This is a genomic window from Bacteroides sp. 90-K9/2, from assembly GCF_047310725.1.
GTDB lineage: Bacteria > Bacteroidota > Bacteroidia > Bacteroidales > Bacteroidaceae > Bacteroides > Bacteroides vicugnae.
The window spans coordinates 1,663,219-1,681,976 of sequence record NZ_JBCGVL010000001.1 but is presented as its reverse complement, the minus strand read 5'-3'; the positions used below and the strand labels follow the sequence as shown (position 1 = coordinate 1,681,976).

Below are 18,758 nucleotides of genomic sequence, written 5' to 3'. Positions count from 1 at the left end.
GAAGCATAGGGAAATGATGTATCTTTGAACCATTAATCAATTAATAATAGAGACAATGGAAGAGAAACAAAATTTTCCCCGTGCTACAGGCTTTTCCGGTAAAATACTGATAGCTTCACTTTTTATCCTTTCCGGGATTCTACTGTTTGCCCGTAATATGGGATGGATTACATCAGAAGTATTTGATATAATCGTATCCTGGCATTCACTCCTTATATTATTAGGTATATATGCTATGATTCGCCGCCATTTCATCGGTGGAATCATCCTTTTTCTGGCGGGTGCCTATTTTTTGACAGGAGGACTTTCCTGGTTGCCGGAGAATTCACAGGCAATGGTGTGGCCCCTCGCCCTGATAATAGCAGGCGTTTTATTTATCTTCAAACCCGGCAGAAATAAGAGGGCGCAATGGGCTCGCCAGCATACAATGGAACATCGTCGGCAATGGATGAAGATGCATCAGGGTAGACCCGGCATGAACTTTGAGAGTGAACAACAACAGTCGGAATCAGTAGATGGCTTTTTGCGTTCGGAGAATGTCTGGGGAGCTGCACGCCACGTAGTACTTGATGAGTTGTTTAAAGGAGCCATCATTTGTACCTCTTTCGGGGGGGACAACTATTGATCTTCGCCATACCCATATTGCACCGGGAGAAACCTATATTGATTTGGATTGCAGTTGGGGGGGAGTCGAAATTTATGTCCCGTCGGATTGGACAGTCGTGTTCAAATGCAATGCTTTTTTTGGAGGATGTGATGACAAACGCTGGCAAAATGGGAATGTAAACAAGGAGAGCATATTGGTCATTCGTGGAACGCTTTCTTTCGGAGGCTTGGAAGTTAAAGACTAGCGTATGAAAGCACATCCGATAATAGATTATCCATTCCGCTGGGTTCCGATGCTGGTGCTAGCGTTGATTCTGGTTGCAACACAGGTGGCTTTAGTTTGTGGATATACCGGAACCGACTATCTTCCTGCTCTGGTAGATGGAGTCGCAACAATTGGTTGGCTGGCAGCCATAGCCTATTTAGCCTGGTTTGTGGTCGGTCTTGTTTCGTTGTTCCAGACGGATATAATCATGATAATCGTTGGAAGCCTGTTATGGCTGGCGGGTAGTTTTATGATCTGTGATATCATGGTGAGGATTGTAGGCGTATCCTATATTCCTTTTGTGCAGACCATACCTTTCCGGTTATTATTCGGACTACCAACCTTGATTGCCATTACTTTATGGTATCGCCTGATCGTAACTAAGGAAGAAGTACAGAATCAGGAACTGGATAAAGAATTGGCTGCACATCAGCTAACTGTGACCGAACAACAAGGAAAACCACAGACAGAATTAATAGATCGCATTACAGTGAAAGACGGTTCCCGAATTCATCTGGTAAAGGCAGATGAACTGATCTACATACAAGCGTGTGGAGATTATGTGATGCTGATAACTCCTACCGGAGAATATCTGAAAGAACAAACAATGAAGTATTTTGAGACCCATCTGTCTCCTGATACATTTGTGCGTGTACATCGTTCTACGATTGTCAACGTAACACAAATTTCGCGGGTGGAGCTTTTTGGAAAAGAAACTTATCAGTTGTTATTGAAAACTGGCGTGAAACTAAAAGTGAGTCTTTCCGGTTACCGGTTATTAAAAGAGCGGCTGGGGATCTAAAATTGGTTCAATCTTATCATAAAAACTGATTTTTCCCCCATATCGGTCAAAAAATGAATGTCAGAATGAAAAGCTTCCACTACTTTTGTTTCCATCATCTAATAATGTGAATAAGGAAATGAGAAGAATATTAGTTAATGTCTGTCTGCTGGCAATGGTCGTGGGAGGAACGATGTCTTTTTCCTATGACATACCCGAAAAACAGGAGACAGGCGTCCGGGAAGGTCGAGTGATCTCTTTTCCCGGAGCTGAAGGACACGGTAGATACACGACGGGCGGCCGTGGTGGCAAAGTGTATCATGTGACTTCTTTGGAAGACGATGGTTCGCAAGGGACTTTACGATGGGCTTTGAAACAAAATGGACCTAAAACGATTGTTTTTGATGTGGCTGGCACGATTCATCTGAAATCGGAGTTACGAACAGGGAAAGATCATCTCACCATTGCAGGACAGACTTCTCCCGGAGGAATCTGTCTGGCTGATTATGGCTTTTCTATTAATTCTAATAATGTAATTATCCGTTTTCTTCGTTTCCGCCCCGGAGAAGCCAGTGGAAAAGAACCCGATGGATTGGGCGGCTGTGATAAAAAAGATATTATGGTAGACCATTGCTCCGTTAGTTGGAGTGTGGATGAATGTCTTTCCGTTTATGGTATGGAAAACTCCACGGTACAATGGTGTATTGGCTCTGAAGCATTAAGAAAAGCGACTCATGTAAAAGGGGCACACGGATATGGCGGTAATTGGGGAGGCCATAAAGCTTCCTATCATCATAACTTGATCGCTCACTGTGAAAGTCGCGTGCCGCGTCTGGGCCCTCGTCCTTCTACATTAGCTCTTGGCGAATGTGTTGATATTCGGAATAATGTTTTCTACAACTGGGCTGGAAACGGTTGCTATGGCGGAGAAGATCAGCATGTCAATATCGTCAATAACTATTATAAACCGGGACCGGCAACCAAACAGGCCTCCAAACAGGTGCAATATCGTATCGCCAAAGTCGGAGTTTATCCGCAGGCTTATGTTTACGTTGATGGAGAACCCAAAAAGAACTTAGCTTTTCAACCTTACCTGCAGAAATGGGGAACTTTCTATATTGATGGAAATAAGATAGAAGGTAACAACAGAGTGACTGCCGATAACTGGACGGATGGGGTCTATGCCCAGTTGAAGAATGATGAAAAAGTAGACTTCCTCTGGACAGAAGAAGCCAAAGAATCTATCCGTCTGAAAGAACCTCTTGATTTTGGAGTAATCACTACCTATTCGGCTGACAAGGCTTATGAACAGGTAATGAACTATGCGGGTTGTTGTAATTATCGTGATGAAGTAGACAAACGTATCATCTCTGACACCCGGAAAGGAACGGCAACTTTCACAGGAGAAGGAAATAAACCCGGATTTATCAATAGCCCCGAAGATATAGGTGATTCTCCCTGGCCGGAATTGTCAATAGCAGGTCTTTCGGTACCGGTGGATTCAGACGGTGATGGCATACCTGATGAGTGGGAAATAAAAAACGGACTTGATCCGAATAATCCCGCAGATGGAAATACAAAAACGAAAGATCCGAATGGACAATATACGAATCTTGAGGTATATTTGAATAGTTTGGTGCAAAATATAGTCGATGCACAGAACAAATAGGTAATCAGTAATTCTCCGTTCAATGCGGTGAATTTAGATGATATGCCTTTCAGGTGTTTTATGATAACACTTGAAGGGCATATCTTTTTTGTGCATAGCTATACTTGAGGGGCACATTTTGCCCCAGTCCGTTTTTTCCTCCTTTTCTACTAAATCTTACTCTATCTTCTCTTGTTTAATCTTCAAATTTGCACTGGTGAAAGAACAAAGAATTCACTTTAGCGAAAAACATCTTAATGTATAATGAAAATCTAAACAAATGAGAAACATGAATCTATTATTCCGGAGTATGAATTCTCCTTAAAAAGCCCCCTGTCCCTTGGGGGAAAAGAACACTATAATGGTTGTTGTATTTTAAAACTGTATAAACTAATATTTATGAGACATCTAACGAAATTTTCAATTTTACTATTTCTCACTTTCTTCTCTTGCTCACAGCAGATAGAGGAGGGATGGGAATCTGGCGAGTTACCTCAAGAGCCCGAAACGCATCCTGTAAGCGTTAGTTTTAGCCGGGCAAGTCTTGAAACCTTTACCGAACAAGGCATAACGGAGATTGGCATTTATGCGTATCTGAAAGATTCTATGGTATACGGAAAGAATCTACCTTTAAACGATGGGAATTTGCAAATAGATCTTCCTCTCGGAGAAAATCTGCAAACTTTCGCTGTAGCGAATGCGGATCATCTGACCGATGTAGACAGCCTCTCTAAAGTGGTAGTGTATCAAGATATCTATGCACAAAAACAGGTGTATATTTCCAATGTTGTAGATCTGACTTCAGACTATTCTGTCAGTAATCTAAGTCTGGAACTGAAACGTTTGGTTGGACAAGCTACATTCCAACCTAGAGAAACTGCAGATGAACTCAATGCTATTACTCGGTTTGACCAGTTGAATGTCACTTTTACGAATGTAGGTGTTGCCTATAAAGTAAAAACCGGAGCATGTGTTCAACAGGATATAACGATTAGTGTGGATCGGGCTGCAGGCTTTAGTGCATCTGTTTATTCATTTCCAACAATCAATGCAGACTTAAGAACGTCGGTAGATGTGGTATATTTGAAAGGCGGAGAAGAAGTAAACCGCACAAATAGTCCGCTTGATACAGGCATTGCCTTTGAACCGTCCAAACATTCTATAGTCTATATGCCAATATTAGAGGAAGCGTATTTACAAAATTCGTGGACTCGTAGTCTGGTCATGAGTAAAACTGATATGTTACCCCAACCATTTACAATAGAAGAATCTGAATTTTAAAACAGGAGTCTTATGAGAAAAAATATAATTTATTCTTTAGTGGGATTGACACTTCTACTGGGTACGTATGCTTGCTCTGATGATGATAAGTATTCGACTTCAGTAGTAAATCAAATCGAATTATTCTTGGATGATGAACCGTGGGCAGTGAATACGGGATTATCAACCAAACCTCTTTTTATATATAAAGATAACGGAGAGTATTTTGCTAATTATACCTCACATTATCGTTTCCAGTTACCTAATGGAAAATATAGGATTCTGTCAACAACACAGACAGATTCGATTCCTTGTCCGAGTAATTTGAATGATATTATTATTCGGCAAGATCTGGCGGCAAAAACGAAGTATGCTATTTCAGCACCTGTGGAATACAGTTCTCCGTTCAATGATCCGTTGAGTATTCGTATGTATAACCGGACAGGAGTGATCCGTCTGAAAGCTACGGATAAAAAAGCGGATAAGAGATATTCTACGGTACGCGCTGTGCTTTCATGTCCGATTTCCGGTTATAAAGTGTCGGATGCCAGATTCATAGAAACACCGATAGAAATAATCCGCGATAAAGCTACCAGCAGTGGTGGTGTGAATTATACAGATGATATGGTGTTGTTTGAGACGCGGACGATAGGAAAAGAGATAGGTATTCGCATTGATTATTTGGATCAGCATAATAATGTGGTGCAGTCGAAAACTATTGATGGTACATTCCCTATATTGCCCGATGACACTACACAGGTGGCTTTTGCTCTTAATAACGCCGACGAACCGATGATTCAGGATTATAAAGTGACGATAGCGTCGGAAGGATGGGATGAAGAAGAAATAAATCCGGAAGCTCCGATGAGAATACCGGATGGATATAGATATGTGAATCCGGAAGAGAATCTGGAACAGATATGCAAAGCGTTGATGGCGGATGTGACTGTAACTGAAGTGAAGCTGTTCTTGAAAGCAGGGGGAGAGTATAAGTTGGGAAGACAGACTGATTTCGGAAAGAGTCTCTATATTGTAGGGCAGAAACCGACAAATGGACAAAAACTGGCCTATATGGAAATGGGTAATATGAGCATATCTACCGGTGATAACAAGATTGATGCTGTTCATTTTGAAAACCTGAGTATAAAAACGACAGACTCGGATTTCTTCAAGTTGAAGAATCAACATTTCCATGTGAAAGAGATTTCGCTGAAAGGATGTGATATTAATGATTTGGGACGTACGATGTGGTATCAGGAAGTAAACGCTAAACAGGCGCAAACTGTTGATAACCTTATTATTGAAGATTGCCGTTTCTTCGGATTAAATTCTGGTAGCAGCGGATTGTTCGGGTTGTCTACTAAACAGGATGCTCCTATTTACAATTTTGTGTTCAGAAATTCTACATTCCATGCAAATAATCTGACTAAAGCATTGATAACAGGCCTGAGTTCCATGACCGGTGATTTGAGTATAACCATAGAGAATTGTACATTCATCGGAATGGCACCTGTAGGTATGACATTCTTTGATTTGTCGCCGAAGAATACCAGCAGTTTCACATTGACGGTTAAGAATAATCTGTTCAGTGGCATATCCGGAGAAGGCAGTGGTACTTGGTTTAATTTGAGAAATGTAACAGACAGAACATTCGCAGACAATTATCATACGCAAGGTTTCGTCATGAATACTTGGGGAGTAAACGATAATGAGCTTCCGGCTGAAACAACTTCAATGAGTGCACTCTTTACGGATGTTGAGGGAAGGGATCTGACTATTAAGGACAAGAGTTCGGAAGTATATACCAAAGGAATCGGTGATCCGCATTGGATTAGAAAATAGTTAAAGTATAAACGAATAAATTATATAGGATATGAGATCATTTCTAATCATATTATTGGCAGGATTGCTTGGGGCTTGTAGTTCGGATGACGAAAAGAACGAAGCAGCATTAGCTAATAACTTGGAAGTATCAAAGAATGAGGTGAAACTCACCAATGTAGGAGGTTCTTTTACTATCAATGTGACTGCAACCGGCGATTGGACAGCTAAAGTCACAGAAAGTAATGGTAGCTGGCTGACTCTTTCGAAAGAAAGTGGAAATGGAAACGGCGATCTTCGTTTATTCTTCACTGAAAACACAGATGACGCGAAGCGTGAAAGTAAGATTAAGGTTACTTTGACGAATGTTAATACGACGATTGAACAGGAAATCTCTGTAGAACAACTGGGTACTGATCCGGATATTTTGCTGGATTATTCAAAAGAAGTGATTCCATTTTTAGGAACTACTCTGATTTGTCAGGTTGTATCCAATGTGGCATGGAAAATAGAGATTGACGATCAAACCGACTGGATCAAGGAAGTCGATCAGTCTGCACAGGAGAGCCGTAGTTTTGTGACGGATAATGTTCACTTTGCTATTGCATTGAACGTGGCAGCGGAGAGAAGAGGGAATATCGTATTTAAGACAGTGGGTGATTACATCATGAGTAAGACTGTGGAGATTGTTCAGGAAGGAGTCAAAACGACTCTGGAAGTAGAGCAGGATGAATATATTATTCCTTATAAGTGTAAGGCACTAACTATTCCCGTCACTCAAGAATATGCAATAGAATATACGATGACTTCAACCGAACCCTGGATTACTTTGGATAAGGAAGCTTCGACAGAAGATGCAATCGTACTGAAAATACAAGATAATACAGATCGTTTTCCACGCACTTCTTCTGTGACCATAAAGAACAGCGTGTTGGAACAGAAGATAGAGATATTTCAGTATGGTAAACCTGATACGAGTATTGGTGACGACCCATCGGCCGGACAACTTTTGGCTTTCCCCGGTGCGGAGGGAGGTGGACGTTTTACAACCGGAGGCCGTGGCGGTGAAATCTATCGGGTCACTAATCTGGAAGATTATGGCAAAAATGAAACTCCCATCAAAGGAAGTCTGCGTTATGGAATCGAGAAGTCCGACCAGCCTCGGAATATCATCTTTGATGTTTCGGGTATCATAGAACTGAAGCGTGGATTGTTTTTAGTAGATCATCCCAATGTAAGTATCTTGGGACAGACAGCTCCGGGCGATGGTATCACGTTGAAGAACTATAATTTCTCTTTTAATCTGTCGGCAGACAGCAAAGAAATGAATGCAATTATTCGTTTCTTACGTTGCCGTCCCGGTGACAAATACGAGGATTATGCCGAAGATGCTATTGGAGGAAGATATTTCACGAATGCGATTGTCGATCATGTTACTGCCAGTTGGGGAGTTGATGAAACTCTGTCTTTCTATGGTTGTCAGAATTTTACTGCGCAGTGGTGTATGTCAACAGAGAGCTTGAATAATTCCAATCATGCCAAAGGAGCTCATGGGTATGGAGCGATGTTTAGTGGTGATAATGCTTCTTACCATCATATTCTGATGGCACATCATAGTAGCCGTGCTCCCCGAATTTCTGATATGCCGGAACCCGGAACCCAAGGAGCCGGTGACCATATCGGATATTTTGATGTACGAAACAATGTCTATTATAACTGGAGTGAAGCCGGATTTGGCTGTTATGGTGGAAAATATGGAACGTTCAATATTGTCAACTGCTATTATAAAGCAGGACCGGCTACCGGAACAGGAAGTATGTCGTGGAGAGTTCTGTCAAGTGATCCTACCGCCAGAGCATATATCGAGGGCAACCATGTGACTGCCAGTGCAGAAGTTACGGCAGATAACTGGACGAATGGAATCTGGAGTCAATTTTGGCGCGATTTGCATCCTACAGAAGAAGAAATGCATGCAATGAGAATGGCGGAACCGCAGCCATTTAGTAAGGTGACCAGCCATACACCCGAGCAAGCCTATGAAAAGGTATTGCAATATGCCGGCGCCTCTTTGCGCAGAGATATTATTGATCAACGTATCGTGAAAGAGGTCAGAGAAGGTACTTCTACATGGACTGGTTCGAAGGATGAAAAACCGCGCCCTGGAATTATTGATACGGTGGGGGATACAGAAGGATATCCTGAAGTTAAATCGTTGAAAGCCTGGTCCGATACGGATGGCGATGGAATTCCTGATATTTGGGAAGAAGCTTACGGACTTGATCCGAATAATCCGGATGATGCTGCACAGATAAGTACGTCAGTAGATCCCAACGGGCGTTATTCCAATCTGGAAGTTTATTTTCATAACCTGGTTCAGCATATTGTTTACAATCAGAATCTGGGCGGTCAGGTTATCGAGAAGAAATAGTAAACCGTATATTTTGTAACAAAAAACTTTAGTATAATGAATAAACTAATTATAAGTATATTCACCCTGTTATTGGTGGCGGTCAGTGGTTTTGCACAGACCGTAACCGGTACGGTGACAGATAACTACGGGCCGGTAATAGGTGCCGCAGTAATGGTGCAAGGCACAAAAATAGGTGCTACTACCGATATGGACGGAAACTTTACACTGACCAATGTTCCTGATGTGAATAAAGCCGTGTTGACTATCCGTTATGTCGGAATGAATGAAGTGAAAGAACCATTGAAAGGACGTACTTCCGGAATTCATATTCAGATGACGGAAGCCGTCGGACAACTGGATGATGTGGTCGTAATCGGTTATGGTACACAGAAAAGAGGGAATCTGACTGGTTCGGTATCGAGCGTATCAGGCAAGGTTCTCGAAAAAGTACCGACTGCTTCCGTTGCAGAGGCTATTGTCGGTAAAATGCCGGGTGTGCAGGTGACGGCAGTGGATGGATCACCGGATGCGGAAATTAAAATATTGGTGCGTGGTGGAGGTTCGATCACGCAGGACAACAGTCCGCTGATTTTGGTAGACGGATTTGAAGTGGGAAGTTTAAATGATATTCCACCGACAGATGTAGAGTCCATCGATGTCTTGAAAGATGCTGCTTCTACGGCAGTTTATGGAGCTCGCGGTGCTAATGGTGTCATTCTGGTGACTACCAAACAAGCAAAGGAAGGACGCGTATCTATCAATTTGAATACTTACTTGCAGACAAGCACATTATCAAACAAGCTGGACGTGATGGATCCCTACGAATATGTTTTGATGCAATATGAGAATGCCCGTCAAAAGAATTCCATACCCGACGATTTCTTTAATAAGTATGGACAAGCATATGAATTCTATATTTATCAGGGAGATAAAGGAACGGACTGGCAGGATGAAATTTTTGGAACGAATCCGGTATCTAAATATGTAGACCTTAGTATCAATGGCGGTACAGAGAAAACGAAGTATAAAGTGGCATTTATCCATCAGGACCGTCCTAGTGTGATGGTGGGAAACGGGTTGAAACAGAACAACCTGAATGTGAGTCTGAATACCCAGCTCTTTAAATTCCTGACTTTTGAATACCGCACCCGTTTGTTGCATAAAGAAGTGGACGGTTCCGGTACGGATGGGGTGAGTCTTTTGGATGCACTCCGTCAGGCACCTACTGAAGGATTGGATGAATATATGAAATTGCCGGAAGATGACACTTATTATGACCCTGATTTATTGGATGAGATAACCCGCTTTAACCCGAAAGAAGAATCTGAAAAGAATTATAAGAAAAGAATTAATAAGTCTCTCAATACGATAGGTGCTCTGACTTGGAATATAATGAAAGGCATGACTTTCCGTACGGAATTCGGCTTTGAAAATAATACAGAGGAGTCTCGACGTTTTTGGGGCACTGATACATCTAACGCCAAGAATAATAATAACCAGCCAATGGCTGAGTGGAGTATGTCTCAAGGTTCCAAATGGCAATTATCCAATGTGTTTAACTACAACTTTATGTTGGATGATACGCATGATATCCAATTGATGGTCGGACAAGAAATGAAGAGTTCCCAATCCAGCCGTAAGACCTATACTACCCGCTATTTTCCGGTGAATACAACTGCGGAAAAGGCATTTGATAACCTGTCTTTGGGTACTCCTTACGAAAATAAGTCTTCTGCCGGTTCGCCCACACGCATTTCTTCTTTTTTCGGTCGTGCTTACTATGGATATAAGGATAAATATCTCGCTACTGTGACCTTGCGTGCCGATGGTTCATCGAAGTTTGCTTCAGGCAATCGTTGGGGATTTTTCCCGGCAGCGGCTGTTGCATGGCGTATGTCTAATGAGGACTTTTTGAAAGAGAGTGAAGTGGTGTCGAATCTTAAATTGAGAGTAAGTTATGGTGCTTCTGGAAATGACCGTATCTCTTCCGATATTTATCAGAAATTGTATGGTATCAGCAGCAGCCGGCCTGCGGGTTGGGAAGAAACGAGCCGGTACTATTATCAATTTTATAACACGAAAGAACTGTATAATCCCCATGTAAAATGGGAGACTACCATTACCCGTAACCTTGCCGTTGACTTCGGCTTTTTCAGAGAACGGTTAAGCGGATCATTGGAATTCTATTGGAACACGGTGAAAGACTTACTGCTTTCTTCTACTATTCCCGGCTATACAGGCTACACGCATCTTATGGAGAATGTGGGGCAGACTTCAAACCGAGGGGTTGAGTTGTCTCTGACCGGTTATATCATCGACCGTCCGGACTTTACATTGAACGCGACGTTTAATATCGGTCGTAATAAAAACAAGATCGACAAGCTCGCAAGTGGTGAAAAGGAAATGGTGCTTTCTTCTGGCTGGGCAGGCTCTCAACTCTTGAATTCAGATGATTATCGTGCCTACGTAGGAGGTACTACCGGTTTGATCTATGGATTTGTGAATGACGGTTTCTATACAGTGGATGATTTCAAGCCATTTGATTCAAAATCCAGAACATGGACATTGAAAGACGGAGTCGTAAACTCCAGCCCGTTGTCCGGTGACCCGCGTCCGGGTAATGCCAAATTTAAAAAACTCACTCCGGTGGATGAAAATAGTGCCAACCCGTATACGTTGACGGATGACGACCGTACTGTGATCGGTAATACTACTCCGAAGTTTTCGGGAGGATTTGGATTAAATGCAACTTTTAAAGGTTTTGATGTAAGTGCGTTCTTTAATTTCATGTATGATTTCGATGTGTTCAATGCCAATAAAGTAATGATGACTACATGGGCAAGTAATAATTACAACAATTTCAGCATGGATATTTCTGCTGCGAAGCGTTGGCGTAATTTTGACGATATGGGTAATGAAATTCGTTACAGTCCGGAAATTCTTGCAGAGTTTAATAAGAATGCGACGATGTGGAATCCGACTTCTATCGGACGTCCCATTGCAATGTCATATGCAGTGGAAGACGGTTCTTTCCTGCGTCTCAATACGGCTACTATCGGCTATACACTGCCACGTGTATGGACCAATAAAGTGGGTTTGAGCAGAGTACGTTTCTATGCGTCAGGTTACAACCTCTTTACGATTACCGGATATAGCGGTTATGATCCGGAGGTAGATATTGCTACCGGATTAACGCCGAATATCGATAATAACAGATATCCGAGAAGCCGCACATACACGTTCGGTGTGCAATTGACCTTTTAATAAACTAACTAAAATGAAAGAACAATGAATAAGAAGTTATTATATTCAACCATAGCCTGCGCGATGCTCTCTTTCACATCTTGTAATGACTTTCTGGATGTGGAGCCTCCTTCAGGATTTACCCCCGGATACGTTTTTACTTCAGAAGAGGAAGCCAAAGCCTTGATGACTAAAATGTATTCTGCAATGACAGAAGACGGTATGTATGGCAGTACGCTTGCCAACAGCCTGAATACGAATACGGATGTAGAAATGTCTTCCTTTAAGAATAATACCGTAGCGGCCACCGGTGCGGATATCGGTTGTTTCGATTCCAAACCCTACTGGAATACGTTGAATAGTACATGGAACAATATGTATTCCGTGATCAATTATGCGAACGACTTCCTGCATGAAATGGAAAATTCCTCTTTGTTCTCCTTACAGATAAAAGAGGAGGGACCGACTGAAATACAACAGATGTACGGAGAGGTGAAAACACTTCGTGCGATGCTTTATCTGGATTTGATTCGTACATGGGGAGATGTCGTCTTTGTGACCGAACCTTCGAAATCCACAGATGATTTCTTTTCAGTCGGTGTGACGGAACGGAACAAGATACTGGAATACCTGATTGACGAGTTGATTGATGTAGAGCCGATGATGAAATATGCCGCCGATCTGGATTACGGGGTAGAGCGTGCTTCCCGCGAATATTGCCAGGCACTTATCGGACAACTGGCTTTGTATCGTGGAGGATGGTCTTTACGTCCCGATAAAGAGAATCCGGACAACGTGGGATATATGGAACGTGGTGACAATTTCGAGCATTATTATGATATCGCTATCACCTATCTGGGTAAAGTAATCAAGGAAAACAAGCATGATTTGAAACAGAGTTACGAAGAACTTTGGTACAATGAATGCAATTGGACGACGGCGAATAATGACGATGTGATTTTTGCTATCCCTATGCTGAAAAGTGTGACCAGCCGTTACGGGTATAATGTAGGTGTAACGATTGCCGGTGACAAGCACGAGTACGGAAGTGCCAGCAACTATCTGCATTATTGTGGTACGTATATGTTTACATTTGATGGGGATGATTTGCGTCGTGACGTTACGTGTGCTCCTTACAAATACGATAAGAACCTGAATCAGGAGATGGATATGGGAATCGCCGGCATGGGAGTAGGTAAATGGTCGAAACTTAAAATGAAGTCTCCGTTAGGCTCTTCCAGTGGTGCGGGAACGGGTATCAATAGCATACGCATGAGGTTTGCAGATGTGTTGTTGATGTATGCTGAAGCGGTGAACGAGCGGTTCGGACCGCGTGATGATGCAAAGGAAGCGATGAAGAGGGTAAGGCGGCGTGCGTTTGATTCTTCTTTGTGGGCTTCGAAAGTAGAATCTTACGTAGAAAGTCTGAATACAGAAGACGATTTCTTCAAAGCAATCATGGACGAACGAAAATGGGAATTTGGGGGTGAAAGTATCCGTAAATATGACTTGGCCCGTTGGAATAAGTACAGTGAGGTGATCTATAATCTCTATTTTGAAATGATTAATTGGGGGTTGGTTGCCAATGGTACCTATATACCGGGTATTGAGAAAGTACCTGAAAATATTTATTATAAGTCAGTCCCTGATCCGGAACATCCGGACAGAACCATTCTGGATATAGTCGGCATTGAGAAAGAAGAATTCGGAACGGGTAAACCTGCCGGTTATCAAACGTTGGCATACGCTATTGGATGGAGAGTCCTGAACTCGGAAACGCAGCAATTTGAGACCTTGAAAGAGATTTCCTGGAGTTTCAGAGGATTTATCAATCTGAATAACGACAAGAGTGTGAAACCTTCTGATCCGTTGAGATATTTGTGTCCTTATCCTTCACAAGTAATTACAGACCATAGAGGGGCTATTCAAAACTATTATGGATATTAACCAGTAAAAATGAATGTTATGATGAAGTTACTATATAGATTGACAACAGTCTTATTGCCTGCTTTGTTGTGGGGAGCGCTTTTCACAAGTTGCCAAGACGACCAATATAACAAAATAGACGATCTGTTTCAGCCCAGATTCGTATTGGAGAAACCGGAGGTGAAGAGTAATTCTATTACTTTGGTGTGGTATAAAGTAAATGATGCATCATCCTATACGGTAGAGTTGCATCAGGATACGTATTACAAAAGTTTGTTTATGTCGGTAGATACAACTGAACCATTTGTCTTTCTGGACGATATCCCTTATGGAACAACGTTCTATATTCGTGTGCGTTCGAATGCGGCAAATGCAGTCAATAATTCTCAATGGACTTATACGAATGCTTCTACAGAGGCCAGACCGGAATATGCGAAGTTATTGGAAGACGTATCAAAAACAGAGATAACAGAAAACTCTGCTATCATTCGTTGGAAAGTAGATGTACAGAATCCGGTGGACAGTATCAGCGTGATGCCGATGATGGACAAAACTTTAGCGAATGTATCCCGTTATCTGACTGAAGAGGAAAAAGCACAAGGACGTGCCGAAGTGACCGGTCTGGATAAGAATACACTGTATGCGGTTAATATTTACGATACAAGTAAGCCGAGGAAATATGACAAACCTTATAATCAGGCTACTTTCCGTACAGCGGGACCGGCTGCCGAATCTATTACGGTAGGTTGGGATGATGATTTGACGAAACTTCTGACTGATAATAATGATAATGCGGAGATTCCGGAGGGTACCGAATATTTCTTGCCGGCTGGCTCTTCTTATCGTTTGAGTCCATTTGCAATAAAGAAAGGTTTCCGTCTGGTCGGTAGCACGGAAGGCATTAAGCCTATTGTCACTATGGAATCTTCATGGAATGTGGTTGCCGGATCTTATATTTCCGGTATAGAGTTTGTAAATATCGAATTCCGGCAGGAGATATTGAACAGTTATTTCTTTAATAGTGGTAATGCATACACGCTGGAGAATATCAGTTTCGTTAATTGCGACTTCTATGGATTCGGACGTGGATTCTGGCGTCATCAGGGAGCTAACAATAAACATCTGATGAACTTCGAAATGGAAGGCTGCAAGTTTGAACAATGCGGTTGGCAGACAGGTGCATACGGTACGTTCCATCTTGGATCGACCGATAAGGAAGGTAACTCTTATGATCATGTAGAAAGAGTTGTTTATAGAAACTGCACATTCAGTAGAGATAACAACAGTACAGACGGCTGGGGCTGGGGTAACATCTTCTATGCGCCCAATCTGGACAAACCTATTCATCTGGAATATAAAAATGTAACCTTCTACAGCTTCTGTCGCAATCAGCGTATGATTAATATACAGTCTGCTGTTGGTTCGGAATTGGTGTTGGAAGGAGTAGTCTTGGCTTCACCGTGTGGTGAAATTTATTCAATCGGTGCCAATACTACCACTAGCTTCTCTAACAACTATACAACGAAAGATTATGCGTTGGGTGGTAGTAAGATCAATGCAACCGATTTGGATATGACTGCTGCCGAACTGTTTGTTGACCCGGAAAAGGGCGATCTGACAATCAAGGATTCGAATTCTCCGATTGTCACTAATCGTTCCGGTGATACTCGTTGGATTCCATAACCGGATCATTGTCGGGACCATACTGGTTATGAACAGGTAATCGTTTTTCTGAAAACAAATGGCCCTTGGGAAAAGAAACCGGGGGCTGTTTTTTCCTCTATATAAAATTTACACAATTGAAGTATGAAGAAGATACAATGCATTTTACAGGGAGTCATCTTGCTGTTCTCCTTGTGTTCCCCAGTCTGGGGTGCTGATGGGAGGGGGCATATAGATAGGAATCATTCCGGTGAAAGTAATTCTCCTTTTCAGGCTGTAGTGGCAAGAGATGGCAGTGGTGATTACAGAACGGTGCAAGAGGCTATTGATGCCGCACCCGAAAATTCAAAGACGCCTTGGTGCATATTTGTGAAGAATGGGTCTTATCGAGAGTACCTATTTATACCAAAGACAAAAACATTCATCCATTTGATAGGACAGGACAAAGATAAAACCATCATTCACCACAGTCTGAATGTGGGTGGCAAACCAGAGGCTACTTCGACAGATACCGGTTATTGGAGGCATTCTGTTCATAATCCGGAATCGGATGTCTATAAATACGATGGCAGTGTAGTGAAGATTGAAGCGCCTGATTTCTATTCGGAAAACATCTCTTATGTTAACGACTGGGGAGTGGATAGCCAGAAAGGGCCGCAAGCTTTGGCAATGAGCAGTCAGGCGGATCGTATCGCATTTAATAATTGTAACTTCCGTTCTTTTCAGGATACATGGATGACTACAGGCAATGATACTGCACGACATTACGTCAAAGATTGTTGGATTGAAGGAGCGGTAGATTATTTCTATGGCGGAGGAAATGTACTGGCGGAAAATTGTACTTTCTATAATACGCGTAGTGGTGCTATTATTGTAGCTCCTTGTCATAAGGATGCGAAATGGGGGTATGTTTTCAGAGACTGTACGATAGATGGTAACGAAGCGGCGGCTAATGTTAAGAAGTGGGGGGTGAAACTGGGACGTCCGTGGCATAATTCGCCAAAGACGGTTTATATTCACACTACTATGAATATTCCTATTTCTCCTGAAGGTTGGGCAAATATGGGTGCGATCCCTGCTTTGTTTGCCGAATATGACAGTCGGGATGCCGCGGGTAATGTCCTGCAACTGGATCAGCGTAAGACGGAATATGAGGGACGTGGTGAGAATGCTCCGAAAGGAACCTGTCGTGCGGTGATTACGGCGGAAGAGGCTGCTACTTATACTTATGAGAATATAATTCCCGGAACAGATCAGTGGGATCCCCGCAGGATGATGGAAAAACTTCCTGCTCCGGAGGGGCTTAAAAGAAAGGACCGGAGACTGGAGTGGAAAAGTGTGAAGGATGCGACGGGGTATATTGTTTTCAGTGGAGACAGGGTAGTAGGTATGACACGTGGAATGTATCTGACTCTTCCTGAATATCCGGTGATGATATTGCAGGTTTGTGCCGTGAATCAGTATGGTTCTTTGGGAAATAAGGCGATTCTTTCCCGTTGAAAATAAAATAGTATATTTCAATAGGTTTTGATACATAATAAAGATAAGTATGAATAGATTTTTGAAAAAGGATTTCAGAGTAATGCTGATGGGACTCTTGTTATTGGCATCTTGTCAGGCATATTCAAACTCGGAGGATCAAACGATAGAAATGGAAGATTTATATAAAGACCTTCCTTTCTCCATGCCTAAAGTGGAACGTCCCGTTTTCCCCGATTATCAGGTGAGTATCTGTGATTTTGGAGCAAAAAGCAATGGTGTGACGCTGAATACAGAGGCTATTAACAAGGCTATCAAAGCGGTTCACGACAAAGGCGGGGGCAAAGTGGTCATTCCGGAAGGCTTATGGCTGACAGGTCCCATTGTTTTGCAGAGTAACGTCAATTTGCACGCTGAAAAGAATGCTTTGATTGTATTCAGTAGTGATACTTCTTTATATCCAATCGTCACGACTTCGTTTGAAGGATTGGATACGCGACGTTGCCAGTCGCCTATCTCGGCAATAAATGCGGAAAACATAGCCATCACCGGCTACGGTGTTTTCGATGGGGCGGGAGACCGGTGGCGTCCCGTCAAAAAGGATAAGATGACGGATAGACAATGGAAAAAGTTGCTTCAATCCGGCGGTAAGGTAGATGAAAGCGGCAAGGTGTGGTATCCTGATGAAGGTGCTTTAAAGGCTTCCGTGCTTATGGCAGACTGGGGGAATAAGCGTCCGGACATGGATATAAAAGAATGGGAAAAAATGAAAAGCTGGTTGCGCCCTGTTCTGCTAAGCATTGTGAAGAGCAAAAAGGTGCTTCTGGAAGGCGTGACTTTTAAAAATTCTCCGAATTGGTGCCTTCATCCTTTGTCTTGCGAATCCCTGACGTTGAATGATGTAAAGGTGTTCAATCCGTGGTACTCGCAGAATGGGGATGCGCTCGATGTGGAATCCTGCAAGAATGTACTGATAACGAACTGTTTCTTCGACGCGGGTGACGATGCAATCTGTCTGAAATCGGGAAAGGATAAAGACGGGCGCAGGCGTGGAGAGCCTTGCGAGAATGTGATTGTGAAAAACAATACCGTGTTGCACGGTCATGGCGGATTCGTCATTGGTAGCGAAATGTCCGGCGGCGTGAAGAATGTGTATGTATCCGAATGTTCGTTTATCGGTACGGATGTAGGGCTGCGGTTCAAGAGTGTCCGCGGTCGTGGCGGTGTTGTGGAGAATATCTATATCAACCATATCAATATGATAGACATTCCGAATGATGCCTTGATTGCCGACTTGTATTATGCCACCAAAGGTGCTCCGGGCGGGCCTGTGCCGGATGTTACCGAAGAAACTCCGGCATTCAGGAACATACATATCTCGGACGTGTTCTGCAAGGGAGCCGGACGGGCGGTGTATCTGAACGGACTTCCCGAAATGCCGATTGAGAACATTTCCATAAAGAATATGGTGGTAACGGGCGCGAAGCAAGGTATCGTAATTAATAAAGTTGCAAAGATTAGCATAGAGAATGTGGATATAGAAACTCCCGATGATTCGATGATACAGATAGAGAATACAACAGGTATTACTATCAATGGCAAAGAATATGGGACAATTTCAGAAAAACGGCTGCTTACAAAGAATTAATAGAGTTCA

General features: G+C 42.6%; 10 protein-coding genes and 1 pseudogene. All 11 read left to right on the top strand.

Translation table 11 applies throughout. The features are described from left to right. Positions 1-55 precede the first annotated feature (55 nt). Positions 56-851 (top strand): annotated as a pseudogene (locus AAHJ11_RS06410) (LiaF transmembrane domain-containing protein). Positions 852-854: 3 nt separating this feature from the next. Further along, positions 855-1,673, top strand: a complete 819-nt coding sequence (locus tag AAHJ11_RS06405; RefSeq protein WP_217722025.1) for a LytTR family DNA-binding domain-containing protein — start codon at positions 855-857, stop codon at positions 1,671-1,673. Between the two features lie 118 nt (positions 1,674-1,791). Then, positions 1,792-3,321 (top strand): pectate lyase, encoded by a 1,530-nt coding sequence (locus AAHJ11_RS06400; RefSeq protein WP_195648532.1) that lies wholly within the window; start codon positions 1,792-1,794, stop codon positions 3,319-3,321. A 378-nt stretch (positions 3,322-3,699) separates the two neighbouring features. Then, positions 3,700-4,581, top strand: coding sequence for a hypothetical protein (locus tag AAHJ11_RS06395; RefSeq protein WP_074636970.1), 882 nt, complete (start codon positions 3,700-3,702; stop codon positions 4,579-4,581). Positions 4,582-4,593: 12 nt separating this feature from the next. Next, positions 4,594-6,402 carry a DUF5123 domain-containing protein gene (locus AAHJ11_RS06390; protein ID WP_320974900.1) on the top strand — a complete coding sequence of 603 codons (1,809 nt, stop codon included), beginning with the start codon at positions 4,594-4,596 and terminating at the stop codon, positions 6,400-6,402. A 31-nt stretch (positions 6,403-6,433) separates the two neighbouring features. Beyond that, positions 6,434-8,809 carry a BACON domain-containing protein gene (locus AAHJ11_RS06385; RefSeq protein ID WP_320974901.1) on the top strand — a complete coding sequence of 792 codons (2,376 nt, stop codon included), beginning with the start codon at positions 6,434-6,436 and terminating at the stop codon, positions 8,807-8,809. Between the two features lie 36 nt (positions 8,810-8,845). Continuing rightward, on the top strand, positions 8,846-12,055 hold the full coding sequence (locus tag AAHJ11_RS06380; protein ID WP_320974902.1) for a TonB-dependent receptor: 3,210 nt from the start codon (positions 8,846-8,848) through the stop codon (positions 12,053-12,055). A 24-nt stretch (positions 12,056-12,079) separates the two neighbouring features. Continuing rightward, positions 12,080-13,981 carry a RagB/SusD family nutrient uptake outer membrane protein gene (locus AAHJ11_RS06375; protein WP_320974903.1) on the top strand — a complete coding sequence of 634 codons (1,902 nt, stop codon included), beginning with the start codon at positions 12,080-12,082 and terminating at the stop codon, positions 13,979-13,981. Between the two features lie 18 nt (positions 13,982-13,999). Then, the gene (locus AAHJ11_RS06370) at positions 14,000-15,643 is read left to right on the top strand and encodes a DUF5123 domain-containing protein (RefSeq protein ID WP_320974904.1); all 1,644 of its coding nucleotides are present in this window, start codon (positions 14,000-14,002) and stop codon (positions 15,641-15,643) included. 123 nt (positions 15,644-15,766) lie between these two features. Further along, on the top strand, positions 15,767-17,122 hold the full coding sequence (locus tag AAHJ11_RS06365) for a pectinesterase family protein (RefSeq protein WP_413579199.1): 1,356 nt from the start codon (positions 15,767-15,769) through the stop codon (positions 17,120-17,122). Positions 17,123-17,171: 49 nt separating this feature from the next. Beyond that, entirely contained in the window at positions 17,172-18,749 is a 1,578-nt protein-coding gene (locus AAHJ11_RS06360; RefSeq protein ID WP_410551901.1) for a glycoside hydrolase family 28 protein, read from the top strand. The last annotated feature ends 9 nt before the right edge of the window (positions 18,750-18,758 follow it).

Bases quoted from the DNA above. Each gene is read 5' to 3' on its own strand.
- AAHJ11_RS06405 (WP_217722025.1), top strand. From the start codon at position 855: ATGAAAGCACATCCGATAATAGATTATCCATTCCGCTGGGTTCCGATG.
- AAHJ11_RS06400 (WP_195648532.1), top strand. From the start codon at position 1,792: ATGAGAAGAATATTAGTTAATGTCTGTCTGCTGGCAATGGTCGTGGGA.
- AAHJ11_RS06395 (WP_074636970.1), top strand. From the start codon at position 3,700: ATGAGACATCTAACGAAATTTTCAATTTTACTATTTCTCACTTTCTTC.
- AAHJ11_RS06390 (WP_320974900.1), top strand. From the start codon at position 4,594: ATGAGAAAAAATATAATTTATTCTTTAGTGGGATTGACACTTCTACTG.
- AAHJ11_RS06385 (WP_320974901.1), top strand. From the start codon at position 6,434: ATGAGATCATTTCTAATCATATTATTGGCAGGATTGCTTGGGGCTTGT.
- AAHJ11_RS06380 (WP_320974902.1), top strand. From the start codon at position 8,846: ATGAATAAACTAATTATAAGTATATTCACCCTGTTATTGGTGGCGGTC.
- AAHJ11_RS06375 (WP_320974903.1), top strand. From the start codon at position 12,080: ATGAATAAGAAGTTATTATATTCAACCATAGCCTGCGCGATGCTCTCT.
- AAHJ11_RS06370 (WP_320974904.1), top strand. From the start codon at position 14,000: ATGATGAAGTTACTATATAGATTGACAACAGTCTTATTGCCTGCTTTG.
- AAHJ11_RS06365 (WP_413579199.1), top strand. From the start codon at position 15,767: ATGAAGAAGATACAATGCATTTTACAGGGAGTCATCTTGCTGTTCTCC.
- AAHJ11_RS06360 (WP_410551901.1), top strand. From the start codon at position 17,172: ATGAATAGATTTTTGAAAAAGGATTTCAGAGTAATGCTGATGGGACTC.